Raw genomic sequence first — 20,530 nt, 5'->3', positions numbered from 1 at the left:
AAATTCACGAGTTGAATTTGAAGATTGCTTTAATTCTACATGGGTTGTTTGTAAAATAATCAGTTGAATGAAACACTTGGATATATTGTAAAAAGACTCTTGCAAGATTGCTAAAAGTCTCTATACTCTGACCTTGCAATGGTAGCCCCGCTGGTGGCTTCGCAATTGTACTCTGAAAACCCCGCCAGGACCGGAAGGTAGCAACGGTATCAGAAATACGATGTGCCGAAGTTTTGCTAGTGGGGTTGCCACCAGTTTCTTATAATAATATTATTTAATTCTAATTTATCATTTCACAATTTTTGTTTTAGCTTGATCTCGATTTAAACTTTATTTTTTATTCATGATCACTTTCTTTACGTGAAATCGCTTTCATAATCGCATCCATTTCAAACCCCCGATATTGTAAAAATCTGATCTGTTTGGCTTTAATTTTGGGATCTTTAGAAACGTCAATTCCATATTTTTTGATTTTTAATTGATAAGCTTCTTCATACCAATCAATTTCATTCATGTCATTTTGAGCAAGCTCTTTATCTATACTCTTTGCACGTAGCGCGAGTTTAATGCGATTGGGTCCTTTACCTTTTCGTATTTGGCTTCGTACCACCATTTCAGCAACTCGTTGATCACTCTGGTAGTTTTCTTTTGAAAGCTCATCGACGAGAGTAAGTACTTCTTCACGGTTATCAGCATATAAAGCGAGTTTTTCAATCAAATCTTTCTTTGAATATTCTTTACGGGTTAATACTGCAAAAGCGTAGGATCTTAATCGTGTGCCTGTTAATCCAGGTCGCTTAGTTTTTTGACCTGAATTCTCGGTATCTTCTAAAGTATCATCACTCGTATTGTTGGTTTTTTTTGAAAATGATTGATGATCAAATATTAATTCTGAGTGTGTTGAATTTGATAAATCTGAGGAGTTTGAATCTTTTGAGCTTAATTCATCACCATATTGATCTTTAAGTTTTTGGTAATCGATGAATTGAGGGAATTTAGCATCTTTTGAAGAGTCATTCATAACAGGATCTGCTCAAGTACAAATAAAATAAAACGCCCAAAAGGGCGTTTTATAGTTTAACGATATATGATGAGTTTAAACATCTAGAAAGTCAGTTTCTTCTTCTTTTTCATCGGTAGGTGCTGGAGTTGCAGTTACAAGTAGACGTTCGCGAATCATGCGATCGAGCTCGATTGCTATTTCAGGGTTTTCTTCCAAATGGCGTATCACGTTGTTTTTACCTTGGCCGATCTTATTGCCTTGGTATGAATACCAAGCACCTGCTTTTTGAACGAGTTCTTGCGCGACAGACAGGTCAACGAGTTCACCCAAATGATTCACGCCTTTGCCGTACATGATTTGGAAAACAGCTTCACGGAATGGGGGGGCCATTTTGTTCTTCACTACTTTCACACGTGTTTCAGAACCAACAATCTCATCGCCTTCTTTGACTTGACCAATACGACGAATATCAAGACGAATAGAGGCATAGAATTTCAGTGCATTACCACCAGTTGTTGTTTCTGGACTACCAAACATCACACCAATTTTCATACGAATTTGGTTAATGAAGATCACCATACAGTTTGAGCGTTTCGCATTACCTGTAATTTTACGCAGTGCTTGACTCATAAGACGTGCTTGAAGTCCCATATGCGAGTCACCCATTTCGCCTTCAATTTCGGCTTTAGGGGTGAGTGCAGCAACAGAATCGACAACGATCATGTCTACAGCACCAGAGCGTACAAGCATATCTGCAATTTCAAGGGCTTGCTCACCATGGTCAGGCTGAGAAACTAATAGGTTATCGAGGTCTACACCCAGCTTGCGCGCATATTGTGGATCTAATGCGTGTTCAGCATCGATGAACGCACACGTTCCGCCTGCTTTTTGGCATTGAGCAATCGCTTGTAAAGTCATTGTGGTTTTACCTGAAGATTCAGGACCATAGATTTCTACAATACGACCTTTTGGAAGTCCGCCAATACCTAATGCAATATCAAGTGTTAAAGAGCCTGTTGATACAGCTTCAACTGCTTGAACAGTATTGTCACCCAAACGCATCACTGAGTTTTTACCAAATTGTTTTTCAATTTGACTTAAAGCTGCAGTAAGCGCTTTGCTTTTGTTCTCATCCATCTCGTAACCTCAAAAACGATGTAATATCACTAATAACTTAAGTGGATGTATTAAATAAATTCTCATGTCCACAAGGCTTATAGTGACAGAAAAAAACTATGTATTCTATGTCATTCTAATGAGCTACGACATAAATTGTCGTGCTATTAGTCGTCATCATAAGACCATTGCTGATCGAACTGTTGACCATTTTCTTGTCTAAACTTACTGATATCTCGACGATCTTTTTTACTTGGTCGGTGGTCAGGTCGTGCAAGATTATGCAATTTTCTTTGCGAAGAAAGCAACTCGCGTTTTGCAATACTGGCTTCAGTCTCTTCATATAAGAGTTGTGCTGATGGAGCGCCACCGCGTACAGCGGAGAGTGCTTTTACCACGACAGTCTTTTTTTCAAAACCTTGTTGGATGGTAAGTTCCATACCAATACGAACTTCACGAGAAACTTTAATACGGTCATTATTGTGGTGAACCTTACCACCTTCAATCGCATGCTTGGCAATCGAGCGTGTTTTAAAAAAACGAGCTGCCCAAAGCCATTTATCGATGCGCATTGATTCATTCAGTTGCTCAGGCTGTTTTGACATTTAATTCCTTAAATTCAATCATGTCTAATAAGTTGAGTAATTCTGTAAGATTGTTAATCGCAGAGTATCCCAATTCATCAATATTGCGTTCTGGTCGATCACTCGACGGTTGGGTAATGGTGACCAAATGCTGAAGCCCAAATTTTTCAGCGCCTTTAAGCACTGGTGCAGTGTCATCAACGAGCATGGCATTGTTTGGATCGAATGGGAATTTCTGCTGGAGGATTTGCCAAAATTCAACAAATTCTTTGGAATATCCAATTTCTTCGCTACTGATCATGACTTCAAAATATGGGCTGAGATCGACATTTTCAAGTTTAAGTTTTAAACCTGCGCAATCAGCATTGGTCAGTAACCAACAACGATAGCCTTGCTCATTAAGTGTTTTTAATAGTTCAAAACATCCTTTGCGTGGACGGATTTTATCTTTAAAGTCGTGTTGAAGTTGAAGAACATCAATGCCCACTTTAGCCGTCCAGTAGCGAGATGAATACCATGATAATGTATGCTTGTGTTCTTGATAGAATGCATACAAAGTGTCATGACTTTGCGCTAAAGTACATTGATGTATTTGCGCGTGACGTTCTGGGAGTTTGACATTCCAGATCGAATCATCGAAAGCAAGGTCGAGTAAGGTGCCATCCATATCGAACATGATAATTGGCTTGGTTAAATCAGACATAAAATAGGTTTTTATCCATGTTTATTACAACTCAAGCACCACAAGATCAACAAATTTTAAATTTGGTTCCAATCATGGCGTTTGCAAGTAAAATTCTATTGGAAGAATACCAAAATTATTGCGCTGGGCGTGAGTTTAAAATTATAGAAAAAGATGATCATTCGCCTGTGACACAAGCGGATTTAAAAGTGAATGCTTATTTAATTGAACAATTGGCTATTTTAACCCCTGACATTCCTGTGCTTTCAGAGGAAAATGATCACTCTGAACGTCATACGTGGTCAACCTGTTGGATGCTTGATCCTTTGGATGGCACAAAGGAATTTATTCATGAGCGGGATGAATTTACCATTAATTTAAGTTTGATTGAAAATAATCAAACGGTATTTTCTGTGATTGCAGTGCCAACCGAACAAGTCATGTATGTCGGGTATTTAACTGAATTACCTTATAAATATTCATTTAGTCAAAAAACGTGGGAACGTTACTGTAAGTTTAAAGATAATGAAACTGATGCGATTCAAGTCGGTTTAAGCCACAGTAGTAAAAATCCAAAATACCAACAATATATTGAATATCTCGAACAAGACAATCCTGTGATTCGTCGTGAGGCGGGGAGCGCATATAAGTTTTGTATGATGCTTGAAGGTGAAATTGATATTTATCCTAGATTTCACCCGACTTCAGAATGGGATACCAGTTCTGGACAGGGATTGTTAGAAAGTATCGGTGGTGGTTTGGTGAGTTTAAGTGCGATTCCCTTTACCTATAATCAAAGAGATACAGTTTTAAATGATGGATTTATTGCCTTTAGAGATAAAGATAACCAAAAAATAGCATTAGAAGCCCTTACTAACGTCGTATTGTGAACTGGTTTACTGAAAAAGCCATGCTATAGTGTGTATTGATTAGACTATTTTACAATTCTTATGTCGCTGAAGTTGTTGCCACCCAGCATGTTACATGCTTTGGATTTGTTACCGGATCCAAAAATCCCTGTCACTTTGTTCACGCGTCATTCTGTGCGTGAGCAAGTCGCTGGGCAGGGGTTGGCGGGGTATGACTTACAGTTAACCGAATCCGGGCGTGAGCTTGCACAAGCTTGGGGGCAACATTTAGTTGAAAATACTGATCGGGTTATTCAGCATTGTATTTCAAGCCCGATCCAACGTTGTGTTGATACAGCTGCCTTGATGATTGAGGGTGCGGATCAGATTATTCAACCGAATACCCATCATATTGAAATTGTTGAACAAGGGCTATTGGTTGAACCTGGAAGTTTTGTTTTGGATATTCAGCAGGCAGGCCCTTATTTTCAAGACCAAGGTGCTTTGGGGTTTATTAATAGTTTTGTGAAGAATGCTTTACCTGGCATGAAGCATCCCATTGGTGGGGTGATTGATGTGCTTGAGTTAATTTATAATACTCATCCACAGCATAACAATGGTCTAAGCTTGGCTGTGAGTCACGATACTATTTTGGCTGCGATTATTACGGTCATCTCGGGCAGAACAAGTTTAGATCAAAGAGACTGGCCACAGATGATGGAAGGTTTGTTTGTGTGGTTTGAAGGTGATAAATTTCTAGATTCTAAACTGCGCTGGATTTGGCGTGGCGAACGGCACGAATTGGCAATCCGTAATTTTAAAAATTTATCTTTGCAATAAAGTTCAATATTAGCTTTTTCTTCATCAATTAAGTTATTTGAGCATGATTAAAGTGCGAACAGCTGAGGTGAAGAGTATTTTGAGTATTTATCTGTAAGTTAAATGGTTTAAATTATAAATTTTAGATATAAAAAAAGCCCTTAAAAGGGCTTTTTTACAATGCAACTTAGTTAGCAGCTAAAGCTTTAACTTGTGCATTTAAACGGCTCTTGTGACGAGCAGCTTTGTTTTTATGGATGATACCTTTATCAGCCATACGGTCAATTACAGGTACTGCAGTTTTGTAAGCTTCAGTAGCTGCTGCATAGTCACCAGCTGCGATAGCTGCAACTGTGCGTTTAAGATATGTACGAACCATTGAACGTAAGCTAGCGTTGTGTTTACGTGCTTTAACGTTTTGACGAGCACGTTTTTTAGCTTGAGCAGAGTTTGCCACTCGTGCACTCCTTGAAAATAGATTGGTCTGGGCGGGCTGAAATTACATCTAAAAATCTTCATCAGAAGAATTTTCACCAGCCCGTAAACAAGTGCCACATTGTGATTAATTGAGTCGGTAAAGTCAAGTCTTGACATGCTTTGACAACATTTAAGATGCATATAAAATCAATATAATCCGCTAAATTACATGAATCCAAGAGGGAATGATTAAAAAATGACTAAATTGATAAATAAAGCGGTCGTCATTGGAGCAACAGGATTGGTCGGACGAAAGTTGGTAAATGAATTACAAAACTTAGCTATATGTAAAGCTATATTGGTTATTGTTCGTAAAGAAGACGAGCAATTTAAACAGTTGAGCAAGGTTGAGCAATTGGTTATTGAAGACTTTCTGATGCTGAATGATCAGGATGTGGCGGGATGTAGCCATGCTTTTAGTTGTTTAGGCACTACGATTAAGAAAGCAGGTTCTAAAGCCAATTTTTATGCCATAGATTTTGAGATAAATGCTCATTTTGCAGATTTGTTTGAAGCCACCGAAACACATTATTTAGTGGTGAGTGCTGAAGGTGCGAATCCAAATTCTCCATTTTTCTATAATCAAGTGAAGGGTGAGCTCGAAAAGCATTTAGAGCAATCAGCATTGGCGCGTATTTCTATTATTAGACCTTCTTTGTTATTAGGAGAGCGTAACGAGTCACGTACTTTAGAGGATGTTTCACAGGCTGTATTTAAGCGTGTATCGCATTTTATGCCGAAGTCTTTTAAATATAAGCCAGTGACAGCAGATCAAGTGGCTCATACTATGGTCGAGGTGGCGCAGTCACAAACTGAAAAATTCAAAATATATGATAATTTACAGATCCAAAATATCAAATAAGAGGGAATTCAACAGTGTCTAATCCAGCATTTGTGACATGTGATTTATTAGATGATCATCCAGAGCATGATTTTCAAGTGGTTTCCCCATCGATTGATGGTAAGTTTTTCAAAAGCTATGGCGCTGTAAAGAGCTTTGGTGGACAAGTCGTTACTGTTAAGTGTTTTGAAGATAATTCACGTGTTAAAGAGCTATTGGCCACAGATGGTCAAGGTAAGGTCTTGGTTGTCGATGGTGGTGCTTCTATGCGCTGCGCGTTGATGGGTGACATGATTGCTGAATCAGCAGTGAAGAATCATTGGAATGGTGTGATTATCTACGGTTGTGTCCGTGATGTGGACGCAATTGTTGAATTAGATCTAGGTGTCCATGCCTTGGCTGCCATCCCTCAAAAAAGTAACCGTAAAGGTTTGGGTGAGGTCGATGTTAGTTTGAGTTTTGGCGGTGTCACTATTCATTCAGGTGATTATGTCTATGCGGATAATAATGGCATTATCATCGCAAAGGAAAAGCTTGTTGATCTATAGTGGTTATTGATCAAAAGAATCAGTTGGTAATAAAAATTAAAAGGACAATAAAATGGTAAATCATCAAATTAAAGTGGTGCAGGCTTTGCTCTCAGGTTTAACCGAAGGTGGTCGTGGTGTTTCAGGTACGCCGTTTCCGAAGCAACCTGAAAAAGCATTAAAGCTTTATGAATTTGAAGGTTCGCCATTTTGTCGTCGTGTTCGTGAAGTGTTGACCACCCTAAATTTGGATTATGAGGTTTATCCATGCCCTAAAGGTGGAAGAAAGTACCGCAAAGTTGTGAAGGAGCTAGGGGGCAAGACACAATTTCCATTTTTGCTGGATGAAAATACAGGTGAAAAACTGTATGAGTCTCAAGACATCATTCATTATCTTTTTAAACATTATGGCAATACAGGTCGTACACCTGTGAAATTCTCCCATTACCCGAAGATTCCTGTTGCAGCATTTGCAGGAACTTTAGTCAATGGTGCGCGTGGTGTGTTTATTAATAAGAACATTCTTGATCGTAAAGCACCTGAACAGCTTATAGAGTTATGGGGGTTTGAAGCGAGTCCTTATACACGTGTTGTTCGCGGTGTGCTTACAGAATTAGAACTCCCGTTTAAATTCCATAATGTTCCTAAAGAGCGCTGGCAAGACCAAGGTCCAGCCATACTACGTTTAAAACCAGGCAAATATATCCCTTTAGCTGGCGGTAAGCGTGAAAGAGTCGTGAAGGTGATGAATCGTGAAGCACAAGATATCCAAGTACCCTATTTAGTTGATCCGAATACAGCAACAAAACTGTTCGAATCTAAAAAAATTGTGGACTATCTTCTGCATCAATATGGTGAGTGATGATTCTTTTGTTGTTCATTGCTGATGGTTAAGCTATTAGAAATCATTTGATTGGAGATAAAGCGTTTGCTTTAAAAGGTATTTGTTAAATTTGATGGCAGATTCATGGTGTGATTTCGATTAAAATCCTAAATTAGTCTTTTCCTAATCGTGTCTATCATTATGTTGAATAAGCTTGTGCAAATCTTGAGCAAAAAACCTTCTGCGGAACAGGTTTACTTAGAGCAAAATCGAATTGAGCTTGATGATAGCCAAGGCTTTATTGTAAATGGTTTTGTGCTGAATGATCTGTCCGAGCGATTAGAGTATTTTTCAAACCGTAAACTTAAGAAATTTGATGATCTGAAAGAGCTTTACTTCAAATCCATGTTAATCAATGAAAAAATTGATTTAGAAATTGCCAATCAGCGATTTGTCGCACGATTGGGTAATACAGAAGAAAATTTGCTACAGCTCAAAGCCTATATTGCATTATTGAATGATTATTACCGTCAATTTAAACGCGAAAAATAAAAATAACGTTGCTTATTCCGTTGTTAAGCACTTTGATTGGGCATGATCTCATCTTAATTTCTAAAGGTGGATCACTATATTTCAGCATGTAAAATTCACGCATGGCTGGAATTCAACATGATAAGATAGCGCACATGTGATTTAGACCATAAAGCGATCTTCATGTTTCAGAATGAAATTTCACAACTCAATATAAAACAACTTAAATCGAATGAAAAAAGATGGGTCGGTACCATTCAGGGATCTGCCGTAGCTTTGTTATTTAAAGAAATAGCGGAAAGTTCGGATCGCTTATTTGTATTGGTTGCTCGAAATAATCAACATTTAGGTCAGCTTGAAAGTGAATTAGAGTTTTACGGCATTAAACCCACGATTTTTCCAGACTGGGAAATTCTTCCTTATGACCGTCTATCACCGCATCAAGATATTGTCTCTGAACGATTAGCCATTTTGTCAAATATGCCTCAAAAGGGGGTGTTATTGCTTTCGAGTACAACCTTAGCACAGCGAGTTGCACCAACGTCTTGGGTATTGGGTGAGCACTTTGATATTCACGTGGGTCAAAAATTTGATTTGGAACAACAGAAGCGACGCTTGATACAAGCAGGATATCACTTGGTGGATACTGTTTATGATCATGGTGAGTTTGCTGTTCGCGGCAGTATTATGGATATATATGCTTCGGGGCAAGACGCCCCGATTCGTATTGATCTATTTGATGATGAAATTGAAACCTTAAAGTTCTTTGATCCTGAAACACAAAGAACCAGCAATAAAATTGAAGCTTTTACTGTATTACCTGCAAAAGAATTTCCACTAAAAGAAGGGCGATCCGTCTTTAGAGATCGTTATGCAGAAGCATTTCCAAATTCAAATCCGAAGAAAAACCCCATTTATCAAGATGTCATGGAAGGCATAGCATCGCCAGGATTAGATTTTTATTTCCCCTTGTTTTTTGATAAAACAATGATGCAAAGTCACTCGAGTATTACATCTTACTTACCAAGTCATTCCGTTGTCATTACAGATAAGAGCATTGATGATGGTTTAACAGGGTTTTGGAAAGAAGTTTATCGACGTTACGAAGACCGACGCCATAATGTTGATCAGCCTTTATTAGCACCTGAAGACCTCTTTTTTCAACCCAATCAAGTTTTTGAACAGTTAAATCAATTTTCTCGAATCATCGCTACACCTGAACCCATTGATGAAAAAGCAGGTTCGATTAATTTACATACCTTGGAACTGCCTCGACTTCCTGTCGATCCAAAGCATGAAAGACCATTTCACTTGGTCAAAAGCTATATTGATCAAGCCAATCATCCAGTTTTATTGGTGGCTGAGAGTGCGGGTCGTCGTGAGTCTTTAAAGGATTCTTTACGTGCCAGTATGGGTGAGATTCCTGTTGTTGAGAACTATGATCAATTTATTCAAAATCAATATTCTGTAGCGATTACCAATGCGCCTTTAGAGCGTGGTTTGGTGGTTGCAGATAAACTAACGGTCATCTCAGAAAACCAGTTGTATGAACATCGTGTTGTTCAGCGCCGTCGTAAGCGTCAACATGAAGTGTCTGAAGAGTTCTTGATCAAGAGCTTAACTGAGTTAAGTTTAGGTTCACCTGTCGTTCATATTGATCATGGTGTGGGGCGATACGCTGGCTTGGTGACGCTCAGTATTGATCAGCAAGATCATGAGTTTCTACAATTGGATTATGCAGATGCAGCTAAGGTGTATGTGCCTGTTACCAATTTGCATTTAATCAGTCGTTACAGTGGTGGTGATCCAGATTTAGCACCATTGCATAAATTAGGGACAGATGCATGGAGTAAGGCAAAACGTAAAGCTTTAGAGCAGATTCATGATGTGGCGGCAGAGCTTCTACATATCCAAGCGCGTCGAAAATCAAAACCAGGGATTAGTTTTGAGGTGGATCAATCCGCATATATGCAATTTGCCAGTGGTTTTGCTTATGAAGAGACCTTAGATCAGGCTAATGCGATTGATGCAACTTTACATGATATGCAACTTGCCAAACCCATGGATCGTTTGGTATGCGGTGATGTGGGTTTTGGTAAAACGGAAGTCGCAATGCGCGCGGCATTTGTTGCCGTGCAGAACAATAAGCAAGTGGCAGTTTTGGTTCCGACCACATTACTTGCGCAACAGCATTATGAATCGTTCAAAGATCGTTTTGCGGATTGGCCAATTCGTATCGAAGTCCTTTCACGCTTTGGTTCGAATAAAGCTCATCTTATAATTATCGAAGATCTTATCGATGGTAAGGTAGATATTGTCATTGGTACGCATAAAATCTTGCAGGAAAATGTTCAATTTAAAAATTTGGGCTTAATGATCGTCGATGAGGAACACCGCTTTGGTGTGCGTGATAAAGAGCGTATCAAAGCCATGCGTGCCGATGTTGATATGTTAACTCTAACTGCAACACCGATTCCAAGAACGCTGAATATGGCTTTCTCTGGGATGCGTGATTTATCCATTATTGCAACACCGCCTGCGCGTCGCTTAGCGGTCAAGACGTTTGTCAATGAACATACTGAAGCCACGATGAAAGAAGCAATTTTGCGTGAATTGCTTCGTGGTGGACAGGTTTATATCTTACATAATGAAGTCGATACCATAGAACGTGCTGCTGAAAATGTCCGTGTGCTTGTGCCAGAAGCACGTGTCGCGGTCGCTCATGGTCAAATGCGTGAACGTGAACTCGAACAAGTGATGCAGCAGTTTTATCATAAAGAATATAACGTATTGGTGTGTTCAACGATTATTGAAACAGGGATCGATGTACCGAATGCCAACACCATTATCATCGAGCGAGCAGATAAGCTGGGTCTAGCACAATTACATCAACTTCGAGGGCGTGTGGGACGTTCACATCATCAAGCCTATGCTTATTTGATGGTGCCTTCAATTAAAGGATTGAAAGGTGACGCTGAGAAACGTTTGGATGCGATTCAACGTGCTTCAAATCTAGGAGCTGGCTTCATGTTGGCGACAGAGGATTTAGAAATTCGAGGTGCAGGTGAGTTGTTGGGTGAGCAACAAAGCGGTTCGATGAATGCGATTGGATATAGTCTGTATATGGAAATGCTTGAAAAAGCGACCAAAGCCATTCAACAAGGTAAAACACCAAATTTTGATGCACCTTTATCATTAACCTCTGAAATCAGCTTGCATATGCCTGCACTGATACCAGATGAATATTTGGGTGATGTACATCAACGCTTAATGTTCTATAAGCGAATCAGTAATACCGATTCACAAGAAAAATTAGATCATATTCGTATGGAGTTGATCGATCGTTTTGGTGTTCCACCTCAGCAAGTTAAATACTTATTTAGTGTGCATCAGCTTCGAATCAAAGCTGAACAATTGGGTATTACGAAGATTGATTTGGGTACACATGGCGGTAGTATTGAATTTTCACCCGATACACCTGTACAAGCGATGAGTATTATTCAGATGATGCAAAAACATCCAACTTTCTTCCGTATGGATGGGGGGCAACGTCTTAAAGTCATGGTCATGCTTGAAGAGTCTGATCAACGTATCCAGTTTGCCAATGATTTACTTGAGCAGTTACTTCAGACTTTGAATGCAACTTAACTTTTTCAAAGCTAAGTATAGTTCGAGAAGAAACGATGTTTTAAATCAGGTTTTAAGATGAGTACTGATCAAACCTTATAAGTACAAATAACTGATTAAAGTGGTCTAAATCTTTAATGTTTCAACATTCGATCTAAGGTCATATAGTGAATCAATTATTTTGCAAATGTTTTTATATCAAAAGGGCATACTAATAATATTCAGCTCAAAACTGTTGTGTTAGTATTGGTTTATCAATTTAATTTTGCGTCATTTATAAATATATGTTTAGTTTGCACCCACAACTTGCTCAAGATACTTTTTTTGTTGGCGATTTTCCGCTTTCTACATGTCGTTTAATGAATGATATGCAATTTCCTTGGTTGATCCTTATTCCTCGCGTACCTGGTGTGACTGAGTTGTATGAACTCAGCCAAGCAGATCAAGAACAGTTTCTAAGAGAATCTAGTTGGTTGTCTAGTCAATTGTCACGCGTATTTCGTGCTGATAAAATGAATGTTGCTGCATTGGGTAATGTAGTTCCGCAATTACATTTCCATCATGTCGTTCGCTATCAAAATGATTTGGCTTGGCCAAAGCCAGTTTGGGGTGTTGCACCAGCAATTCCTTATAGCAATGATGTGCTTGCACATATGCGTCAAACATTAATGCTTGCGTTACGTGGTCAAGGTGATATGCCTTTTGATTGGCGTATGGATTAATTTTTAATCAATATTAAATAATATTATAAAAAACAGTGTGATTTGAGGTAATAGCCATTGCCAATGGAAAGAATGCTGGACAAAGAACCACAACAATTTGAAGTACTCCAAAGGATTATGGGGTACTTAATGGTGGCATTACTTGTTATTGTCTATTATTTCACGTCACCCAATACAAATTATCAGATTTTATTTCCTATATTTATTTGTATTCTGCTGTTATTCACGCCTAAGATTTCCCATTTAATTCAATATAAATATGGCAGTCGGGCACATCGTAATGGTTTTTTCCTGATTGATGTTGTGGTTGTCGCTTCTGCATTGGCAGCAGTACATTTGAGTCTATTGGTCACCTTTGTATTGTTATTTGGTCTGATTTATACTGCTTTTAACAATAAAATTGCGATGATGGTGAGCTCTATTTCTATTCTGCTCGGTATCATTGTCTTTTATTTTAATACAATTTTCATTTATGGCTTTGATGACTATTTCCAACAGACATCGATCGAACTTTCGGTTATTTCCTGTTTATGTACGATCATTTTTGTCAATTTTGCAAATTATTATCAAAATCGCCGTGTAAAAAAGCTTGATATGCAACGACAAAGTTATTTCAAGGAAATGAACCGTTATATTGAATTGTCAAATCAGCTAAGTCGTTATGCGCCGATTCAGCTTTGGCAATCGATCATGCGCGGTGAGTCAGAAGCAAAACTAGAATATAAACGTAAAAAAATCACCATCTTCTTTTCAGATATTCAAGGTTTTACGGAACTATCAGAAACCCTTATTCCTGATGATCTAGCATTTGTACTCAATGATTACTTGAGTCATATGACGGAGATCGCGAAGCAATATGGTGGAACGATTGATAAGTTCATGGGTGATGCTATTCTGATTTTCTTTGGTGATCCGGATTCTCAAGGTGTAGAACAGGATGCTAAAAACTGTATAGATATGGCGATGGCAATGCGTCAGCAAATGAAGTTTTTGCGTGAGCGTTGGGTGAAGATGGGTTATCCCGCTTTGCATGTTCGAATGGGTGTGAGTACGGGATATTGTCACGTTGGAAATTACGGTGCAGTACATCGGATGGCATATACCATCGTTGGGCGTGATGCGAACTTAGCCGCACGTCTACAAAGTGCAGCCGATATTGATGAAATATTGATTTCTGATGAAACTTATAAATTAGTGCGTAATCATTATCTGTGTGCACCTCAAGCACCTGTTGAATTAAAGGGAATTCAAGGTGATGTCAAAAGCTGGCAAGTGATGGAAAAGTATAGTTCACGCGAAGACAATCAGCAGTGGTTTGATTATGAGTATAAAGGTTTTCAGCTTGTGTTGAATTTAGAGGAAATTCAGAATTATGAATATCCTGAGTTAGTTAATGTGCTCGAAAAAATGGTAGAGCGCCTTAAAGTTCAACAGCGTTTGACTACAGTTGCAGGAGTAGTGAAGCTCAATCCTGAAGATGAAGTCAGATAATCTTTAAAACTAGTATGGTTCAAGTTTACTTTTTTGAGTGGAAGATTAAAAAAGGTCGCATAAGCGACCTTTTTATTTGTTTCTGTTTTAGTGATTCTCAGATGCATGATTAATTGTATATTTGGGAATTTCAACTTCTAGGTCTTCATTCTCAATTTTAACTTGACATGATAAACGTGAATCTGGCTCTAAGCCCCAAGCACGATCTAACAAGTCAGCTTCAACGTCATTCATTTCATCTAAACCATCAAAGCCTTTACGAACCACAACGTGACAAGTCGTACATGCCGCAGACATATCACAAGCATGCTCAATTTTGATGCCATTTTTCAATAGGCTTTCACAGAGATTTGCATGAGGCTCAACTTCAAACTCAGCACCTTGTGGGCAAATTTGCGCATGTGGAAGAACTTTTATACGTGGCATAATTTTTACCTATTTAGTTTGAGTTTGACCAATCATCAAGCTTTGTACCTTTGAGGGCTTGATCAATGTGTTGATTCATACGTTTTGCTGCGAAAGCATCACTATGAACTTTGAGTGCTTCAACAGATTGCTCAATTGCTGTAATTTCATCTGATTGAAGCTGAGTTTGTAATTCATTTTTCGCAAGATTTAAAGCATTTAATTCAGCTTCATTTAAAAGCAGTGCATCCACTTTAAGCGCTTGTTCCAAAGCTTCAAGTTCGCGTTGTGCTTCTACTTTAGTTTCTTGCAAATGACGAGACGCTTTGTCTTCAGCAGCAAACTTAAAACCATCGACCAACAAACGCTCCATATCGGTATCAGATAAACCATAAGAGGGTTTGATATCAATCTGGGCTGAAACATTAGAAGTGGTTTCACGTGCTGAAACTGCAAGAAGACCATCAGCATCCACTTGATATGTAACTTCAATACGCGCTTGACCAGCAGTCATGGGTGGAATACCGCGCAGTACAAAACGACCTAAGCTACGACAGTGTTCAACTAAGTCTCGCTCACCTTGCACCACATGGATTAACATCGCAGTTTGACCATCTTGGTAAGTCGTGAATTCTTGGCGACGTGCAACAGGAATTGCAGTATTGCGTGAAATGAGACGCTCGACTAAACCACCCATGGTCTCGATGCCCAATGAAAGTGGGGTAACATCGAGAAGGAGAGAACCATCAGTAGAATTACCAATCAATTGATTTGCAGTGATTGATGCACCAATCGCAACCACTTCATCTGGGTTAATGGTACATAAAGGTTCTTGCTTAAATACATCACGGACAGCTTTTTGTACTGCATATGAGCGCGTAGAGCCACCCACCAATACGACGTTTTGAATATCGGTTAGTTCAAGCTTTGCATCACGTAACACGCGTTTGCACACGCTAATAGTCTTATCGAGTGCGACTTGAATAATGGATTCAAATGTTAGTCGATCAAGCGTTAAATGTTGGTCGAGTAATTTTAATTCAACAGATTCAACATCTGAAAGCGCTTCTTTCGCTTTACGTGCGTTGACAATGAAATGTGCATATTCTGTATCGTTTAAAGTCTCGATACTTAATTGTTTCTTTGCCCATTTTACGATTAAGCGATCAAGATCATCACCACCCAATGCTGTATGTCCACCTGTGGCTAGAACTTCAAATACACCTTGTGAAAAACGTAAAATTGAAACATCAAAAGTACCACCGCCTAAGTCATAAATGACATAGTTTTGATCTGAGCTTAGATTGGTTTCTTGATCTAAACCATAAGCAACCGCAGCTGCTGTCGGTTCATTCAATAGACGAAGTACATTAAGACCAGCAAGTTCAGCGGCATCTCGAGTCGCTTGACGCTGTGCTTCATCAAAATAAGCGGGGACGGTAATGACTGCACCATTGATTGGATTTTGTAAACTTAATTCAGCACGGTCTTTAAGATTTTTTAAAATTTCAGCAGAAATCTCAACAGGGGTTTTACGACCTTGATTCGTTTCAAATGCAGGCATTTGATTGTCTTCACCGACGAGTGCATAAGGGTGTTGAAACTTAATATCTGCTTTTGAACGACCCATAAAACGCTTAACAGAACTAATGGTATTGCGTGGATCTGTTGTTACAAAAGGAATTGCTTCATAGCCAAATTGAGTTTGGTCTTTTGCATAATGTACAACTGAAGGAAGAAGTACACGGCCTTGTTCATCATTGAGAACTTTAGCTTTGCCAGAAAGAACAGTTGCTACAAGGGAATGGGTTGTCCCAAGATCGATACCAATTGCGATACGATGTTCGTGTGGCGCACTTGATTGTCCAGGTTCTGCAATTTGCAAGAGTGCCATGTGTTAAATCCCTTGAGAATATGTCAAAAAATTAAAATTAAAATTCATCATCTAAATCAAAATCTTCATCATCTAAAATTCGATCTTCAGCTTTTAGGATGTCATTCATGACTTTTTGAAAAAATCTGAGTTTACGAACCGTATCTCTCGACTCTGCCCAATCTGCAGCATCATAATCGATTTTGAATTCACGGACTAAACCATCCATCCATTGTTGGACTTCATTTTTAAGTGATTTAAGTTGATCGCTTTCCGTTGCTTCATCCAGTTGTTCACGGATTTCTAAAGCAGATTGTAGAAATTCGAAGTCACTAATGGATTGATCGAGATGATGATCCTGCTTTTTAAGTGCAAGTAAATATCCTGCACGACTATCGACCTGAGATAATATTTTGTAGGCATGATTAATCTCGCTTGATTTAATCAATGCCTTGTCTTTATCTTCAGCTTTGTCTGGGTGATATTGTTGCTGCAATTTTAAAAAATGAGCTTTTAAAGTTGCTAAATCAATATCGAGTGCTTCAGGGAGATCGAACAACTCAAAATGATTCATTAGGAGAAAATTCCAAGATGATTATGGGAAAAACATATCTTTAATAAAATTAAAACAGTGTTGGACACTGTTTTAATTGGAAAGGGCGCACGTGCAAAATTATACAGTGAAAGATTCACCACAACCACATTCGCCTTTCTTATTTGGGTTATTGAATTCGAAACCTTCATTCAAGCCATTTTTAACGTAATCCATCTCCATACCTTCAAGATAGACTAAGCTTTTAGGGTCAACAAAAACTTTAACACCGTGCTGTAAAAATACTTGGTCATGCGTATCAACTTCATCAACGAACTCGAGTACATAAGCCAAACCAGAACAGCCAGAAGTTTTCACACCAACGCGAATACCTTCGCCCTTACCGCGATTTGATAAATAATTGCTGATATGGGTTGCAGCATTTTCAGTTAAATTGATCATGAAAACTCCATTCAATCATCAATAAAGCAAGTCTTAAAGCAAATTAGGCTTTAGTTTTTTTGCTACGGTAATCTTCAACAGCTGCTTTGATTGCATCTTCTGCAAGAACAGAACAGTGAACTTTAACAGGAGGTAATGCCAATTCAGTTGCGATATCAATATTTTTGATTGCTTGTGCTTGATCGAGAGTTTTACCTTTCAACCATTCTGTCACCAAAGAACTTGATGCAATTGCAGAACCACACCCATAAGTTTTGAAACGTGCTTCTTCAATTACACCGTTATCATCGACTTGAATTTGTAGACGCATAACGTCGCCACAAGCCGGCGCACCGACCATACCTGTACCCACATTTTCAGCATTTTTATCTAAAACGCCAACATTACGAGGGTTTTCGTAATGATCAATTACTTTTTCGCTATAAGCCATGATGCTTCTCCAAAACTCGGGGTCAGCTTGATAAGTTTAAATATGGAGGCATCTTAAAAGTTTTCAAGCTGAAATATGCTTAAGATGCCATGAGACTTGTTCGGTCTTAGTGCTCTGCCCATTCTACTTTAGACAGATCAATCCCTTCTTTGAACATGTCCCAAAGCGGTGAAAGATCGCGTAGCTTTTGAACAGCAGTCTTGGTCACTTCAAGGACATGGTCAATATCTTCTTCAGTGGTATATTTACCGAAACTGAAACGAATTGAACTGTGTGCAAGTTCATCAGATAAACCTAGAGCACGAAGTACATAAGAAGGCTCTAATGTTGCAGATGTACATGCAGATCCAGAAGATACTGCAGCATCTTTCAATGCCATCATAAGTGATTCACCTTCAACAAAGTTGAAGCTGACGTTTAAATAGTTAGCAACATTTTGAGTAGGGTGACCATTCAGGAAAACTTGTTCAAGATCTTGAACACCATTCCATAATTTGTCACGCAGTACACGAATACGTGCCTGTTCAGATGCTAAGTTTTTACCTGCTAGTTCAAATGCTTCACCCATACCGACGATTTGATGCGTAGCAAGGGTGCCAGAGCGCATACCACGCTCATGACCGCCACCGTGCATTTGAGCTTTCAAACGTACACGTGGGGAACGGCGAACGAACAATGCACCAATACCTTTAGGACCATAAATTTTGTGGGCAGAGAAACTCATCAAATCAACTTTCATCACGCTTAAGTCAATTTCAACTTTACCTGCAGCTTGTGCAGCATCAACGTGGAAATAAGTCTTGTTTGCGCGAGTCAATTCGCCGATTGCAGCAACATCTGTCACAGTACCGATTTCGTTATTGACCATCATCAAAGACACAAGAATCGTATCTGGACGAAGTGCAGCAGCAACCATTTCAGGAGTAATTAATCCTGTTTGAGCTTCTGGCTCTAAATAGGTGATTTCGAAACCATCTTCTTCCAGTTCACGACACGTATCTAAAATTGCTTTATGTTCAATTTTACTGGTGATGATATGTTTGCCTTTAGAACCGTAAAACTGAGCAATTCCTTTGAGTGCAAGATTGTCAGATTCAGTTGCACCAGAAGTCCACACGATTTCACGTGGATCAGCTTTAATGAGGTTAGCAACTTGTTCACGTGCATATTCTGCTTTTTCTTCAGCTTGCCAACCGTAGGCATGCGAACGAGAAGCAGGGTTACCGAAAGTGCCATCGAAAGTTAGGCATTCCATCATACGTTCAGCAACTTGCGGATCAACAGGAGTTGTTGCTGCATAATCAAGATAAATTGGACGTTTCATGTCAAATACCTGTAACCGATAAAAGGGCTGAATCTAAAGGTGCTGTGTTTTGACGAATGGCAACAGTTTGAACGTTGTCACGGGCGACTAAGTCAGCAAGAGTGATTTTAGCTAAATAATCGGCAATATGAAGGGAGAGTTCTTGCCATAAGTCGTGAGTTAAGCACATTGCACCATTTTGACAATTGCCTTTATGGTCACAACGTGTTGCATCAACAGTTTCATTTACAGCTTCAATAATTTCTAACACGGTGATTTCTTCTGCGCGACGAGCCAAATGGTAACCACCATTTGCACCACGGACGCTTGATACCAAACCATGACGTTTTAATTTGGCAAAGAGTTGTTCTAAGTAAGCAACAGAAATTGTTTGGCGGGCAGCAATTTCAGCTAACGTAATCGTTTGCTCAGATGGCTGCAAAGCTAAATCAAGTAATGCAGTCACTGCGTAACGACCGCGAGTGGTAAGGCGCATGATTCGATACACGTGTTTAGAGTAGATGTATGAATTTTATGAATCCTGACTAAATTAGTCAAGTTTTATTTGTAAATTCCTACTAAAATAGTAGGAATTAAATCGAAAGGGGTTTAATTCCTGTTTTTATTGAAATTATTATTTATGTTATTGAAAATAATTCCAAATATTATACACGATTAGAGTACAGAAAAGAACAGCTGTAATAATAAAGGCGACATTAATACGTTTCTGATTCATCTGCATACGGCGTATACGATTTTTGTACTGTTTTACTTCAACTTCTAAGCCATTGATTTTAGAGCGTTGAAGGTCAATTTTTTCAAGCAATGGTGCAATCCGTTTCTTAGAGGCGATACTCAGACCATCGTCATCGTTATTGATCAACCATTGTTTCCAGTCTGAAACTATTTTAGGAATAGAAAGGTGCAAAGATAAATCTTTAAATTCATCTTTTAAGACAATATCACCTTCAATACGCATTTTTTTCAAGCTACGGCGGTTACCAAAGACAAAGATCTGAATCATGTCAATTAAGGAACTATTCACCGTTAAATCAACAGGCTTTTCTGGTGCTTTTAAATCAAACAGTAGGCCTTTGTCTGTAAATTGTATATAAAAGTCAAAAAATGGGATGTAGCTATTCATTTTTATAGTAATTTGTCGTTCAACAAATTTTTTAGCTTGAAGGCGAACAACACGGTCATGTTTGAGGATAAAAGAATAGAATGTCTCTAATATCACCATGGCAATGTTAAGCAACAAACGAGTTTGACCTTGTTGATGTTGCGATTCACTCATAAAAAAAATCCTATTTAAAGTTTTCAATTTCCAAAGAAGTTCAGCTAATATTTATATATGCCAAACTAAATAATAATTTAACCAATGCTTTGTAGAACAGTTTAGCCAAAGGTTCAAGTGCTGAATTTGATAATATT

At 38.7% G+C, this 20,530-nt stretch carries 22 protein-coding genes and 1 other RNA gene; 10 read left to right on the top strand and 13 right to left on the bottom strand.

The genetic code is table 11. From position 1 onward, the window contains the following. Positions 1-148 precede the first annotated feature (148 nt). Positions 149-245: signal recognition particle sRNA small type (ffs, locus tag AC5YCE_RS02835), an RNA gene on the top strand. A gap of 92 nt (positions 246-337) precedes the next feature. On the opposite strand, the gene AC5YCE_RS02830 is transcribed toward ffs, so the two are convergent. The 4 genes from AC5YCE_RS02830 to AC5YCE_RS02815 form a co-directional block, all read right to left on the bottom strand. Continuing rightward, a complete protein-coding gene (locus AC5YCE_RS02830) occupies positions 338-1,021 on the bottom strand; it encodes a regulatory protein RecX (RefSeq protein ID WP_496170974.1) in 684 nt (227 codons plus the stop codon). Positions 1,022-1,096: 75 nt separating this feature from the next. Further along, entirely contained in the window at positions 1,097-2,140 is a 1,044-nt protein-coding gene (gene recA, locus AC5YCE_RS02825) for a recombinase RecA (RefSeq protein WP_496125242.1), read from the bottom strand. A 146-nt stretch (positions 2,141-2,286) separates the two neighbouring features. After that, the gene (locus AC5YCE_RS02820) at positions 2,287-2,724 is read right to left on the bottom strand and encodes an RNA-binding S4 domain-containing protein (protein WP_496125243.1); all 438 of its coding nucleotides are present in this window, start codon (positions 2,722-2,724) and stop codon (positions 2,287-2,289) included. Then, on the bottom strand, positions 2,708-3,406 hold the full coding sequence (locus AC5YCE_RS02815) for an HAD-IA family hydrolase (RefSeq protein WP_496170970.1): 699 nt from the start codon (positions 3,404-3,406) through the stop codon (positions 2,708-2,710). The genes AC5YCE_RS02820 and AC5YCE_RS02815 overlap by 17 nt, the downstream gene beginning before the upstream one ends. A gap of 17 nt (positions 3,407-3,423) precedes the next feature. Here AC5YCE_RS02815 and AC5YCE_RS02810 point away from each other — a divergent pair, with 17 nt between their 5' ends. After that, complete coding sequence (locus tag AC5YCE_RS02810) at positions 3,424-4,275, top strand: 3'(2'),5'-bisphosphate nucleotidase CysQ family protein (RefSeq protein ID WP_496125245.1); 852 nt, start codon at positions 3,424-3,426, stop codon at positions 4,273-4,275. Positions 4,276-4,335: 60 nt separating this feature from the next. After that, on the top strand, positions 4,336-5,073 hold the full coding sequence (locus AC5YCE_RS02805) for a histidine phosphatase family protein (RefSeq protein ID WP_496170965.1): 738 nt from the start codon (positions 4,336-4,338) through the stop codon (positions 5,071-5,073). 166 nt (positions 5,074-5,239) lie between these two features. On the opposite strand, the gene rpsT is transcribed toward AC5YCE_RS02805, so the two are convergent. Beyond that, positions 5,240-5,509 carry a 30S ribosomal protein S20 gene (gene rpsT / locus AC5YCE_RS02800; protein WP_067659159.1) on the bottom strand — a complete coding sequence of 90 codons (270 nt, stop codon included), beginning with the start codon at positions 5,507-5,509 and terminating at the stop codon, positions 5,240-5,242. A 216-nt stretch (positions 5,510-5,725) separates the two neighbouring features. Between rpsT and AC5YCE_RS02795 the strand changes: the two genes are divergently transcribed. The 7 genes from AC5YCE_RS02795 to AC5YCE_RS02765 all read left to right on the top strand — a co-directional run bounded on the left by AC5YCE_RS02795 (position 5,726) and on the right by AC5YCE_RS02765 (position 14,091). Further along, a complete protein-coding gene (locus tag AC5YCE_RS02795) occupies positions 5,726-6,391 on the top strand; it encodes an NAD(P)H-binding protein (RefSeq protein WP_496170960.1) in 666 nt (221 codons plus the stop codon). A gap of 14 nt (positions 6,392-6,405) precedes the next feature. Then, positions 6,406-6,918, top strand: coding sequence for a ribonuclease E activity regulator RraA (rraA, locus tag AC5YCE_RS02790; protein WP_496125248.1), 513 nt, complete (start codon positions 6,406-6,408; stop codon positions 6,916-6,918). Between the two features lie 52 nt (positions 6,919-6,970). After that, positions 6,971-7,759: a glutathione S-transferase N-terminal domain-containing protein gene (locus tag AC5YCE_RS02785; protein WP_496170957.1), complete on the top strand. Its 789-nt coding sequence runs from the start codon at positions 6,971-6,973 to the stop codon at positions 7,757-7,759. 162 nt (positions 7,760-7,921) lie between these two features. Then, the gene (locus AC5YCE_RS02780) at positions 7,922-8,272 is read left to right on the top strand and encodes a hypothetical protein (protein ID WP_496170953.1); all 351 of its coding nucleotides are present in this window, start codon (positions 7,922-7,924) and stop codon (positions 8,270-8,272) included. A gap of 162 nt (positions 8,273-8,434) precedes the next feature. Beyond that, on the top strand, positions 8,435-11,899 hold the full coding sequence (gene mfd / locus AC5YCE_RS02775) for a transcription-repair coupling factor (protein ID WP_496170949.1): 3,465 nt from the start codon (positions 8,435-8,437) through the stop codon (positions 11,897-11,899). Between the two features lie 263 nt (positions 11,900-12,162). After that, on the top strand, positions 12,163-12,600 hold the full coding sequence (locus AC5YCE_RS02770) for an HIT domain-containing protein (RefSeq protein ID WP_496125252.1): 438 nt from the start codon (positions 12,163-12,165) through the stop codon (positions 12,598-12,600). Between the two features lie 57 nt (positions 12,601-12,657). Continuing rightward, a complete protein-coding gene (locus AC5YCE_RS02765) occupies positions 12,658-14,091 on the top strand; it encodes an adenylate/guanylate cyclase domain-containing protein (protein WP_496125253.1) in 1,434 nt (477 codons plus the stop codon). A gap of 87 nt (positions 14,092-14,178) precedes the next feature. On the opposite strand, the gene fdx is transcribed toward AC5YCE_RS02765, so the two are convergent. From fdx to AC5YCE_RS02725, 8 genes are all read right to left on the bottom strand, one after another. Then, a complete protein-coding gene (fdx, locus tag AC5YCE_RS02760) occupies positions 14,179-14,517 on the bottom strand; it encodes an ISC system 2Fe-2S type ferredoxin (protein WP_496125254.1) in 339 nt (112 codons plus the stop codon). 13 nt (positions 14,518-14,530) lie between these two features. After that, positions 14,531-16,390, bottom strand: coding sequence for a Fe-S protein assembly chaperone HscA (gene hscA / locus AC5YCE_RS02755; RefSeq protein WP_496170947.1), 1,860 nt, complete (start codon positions 16,388-16,390; stop codon positions 14,531-14,533). A 37-nt stretch (positions 16,391-16,427) separates the two neighbouring features. After that, on the bottom strand, positions 16,428-16,943 hold the full coding sequence (gene hscB, locus AC5YCE_RS02750) for a Fe-S protein assembly co-chaperone HscB (protein ID WP_496170943.1): 516 nt from the start codon (positions 16,941-16,943) through the stop codon (positions 16,428-16,430). 99 nt (positions 16,944-17,042) lie between these two features. After that, positions 17,043-17,363 (bottom strand): iron-sulfur cluster assembly protein IscA, encoded by a 321-nt coding sequence (iscA, locus tag AC5YCE_RS02745; RefSeq protein WP_496125257.1) that lies wholly within the window; start codon positions 17,361-17,363, stop codon positions 17,043-17,045. Between the two features lie 43 nt (positions 17,364-17,406). Beyond that, positions 17,407-17,793, bottom strand: a complete 387-nt coding sequence (gene iscU / locus AC5YCE_RS02740) for a Fe-S cluster assembly scaffold IscU (protein ID WP_067667749.1) — start codon at positions 17,791-17,793, stop codon at positions 17,407-17,409. A gap of 106 nt (positions 17,794-17,899) precedes the next feature. After that, positions 17,900-19,117, bottom strand: a complete 1,218-nt coding sequence (locus AC5YCE_RS02735) for an IscS subfamily cysteine desulfurase (protein ID WP_496125258.1) — start codon at positions 19,115-19,117, stop codon at positions 17,900-17,902. A gap of 1 nt (position 19,118) precedes the next feature. Further along, on the bottom strand, positions 19,119-19,592 hold the full coding sequence (locus tag AC5YCE_RS02730) for an Rrf2 family transcriptional regulator (RefSeq protein ID WP_496125259.1): 474 nt from the start codon (positions 19,590-19,592) through the stop codon (positions 19,119-19,121). A gap of 147 nt (positions 19,593-19,739) precedes the next feature. After that, a complete protein-coding gene (locus tag AC5YCE_RS02725; protein ID WP_496125260.1) occupies positions 19,740-20,393 on the bottom strand; it encodes a hypothetical protein in 654 nt (217 codons plus the stop codon). Positions 20,394-20,530 lie beyond the last annotated feature (137 nt).

This window comes from Acinetobacter sp. CY79 (assembly GCF_059515845.1).
Note: the sequence above shows the minus strand (reverse complement) of the source record. Positions and strands in the feature narration are given on the sequence as shown.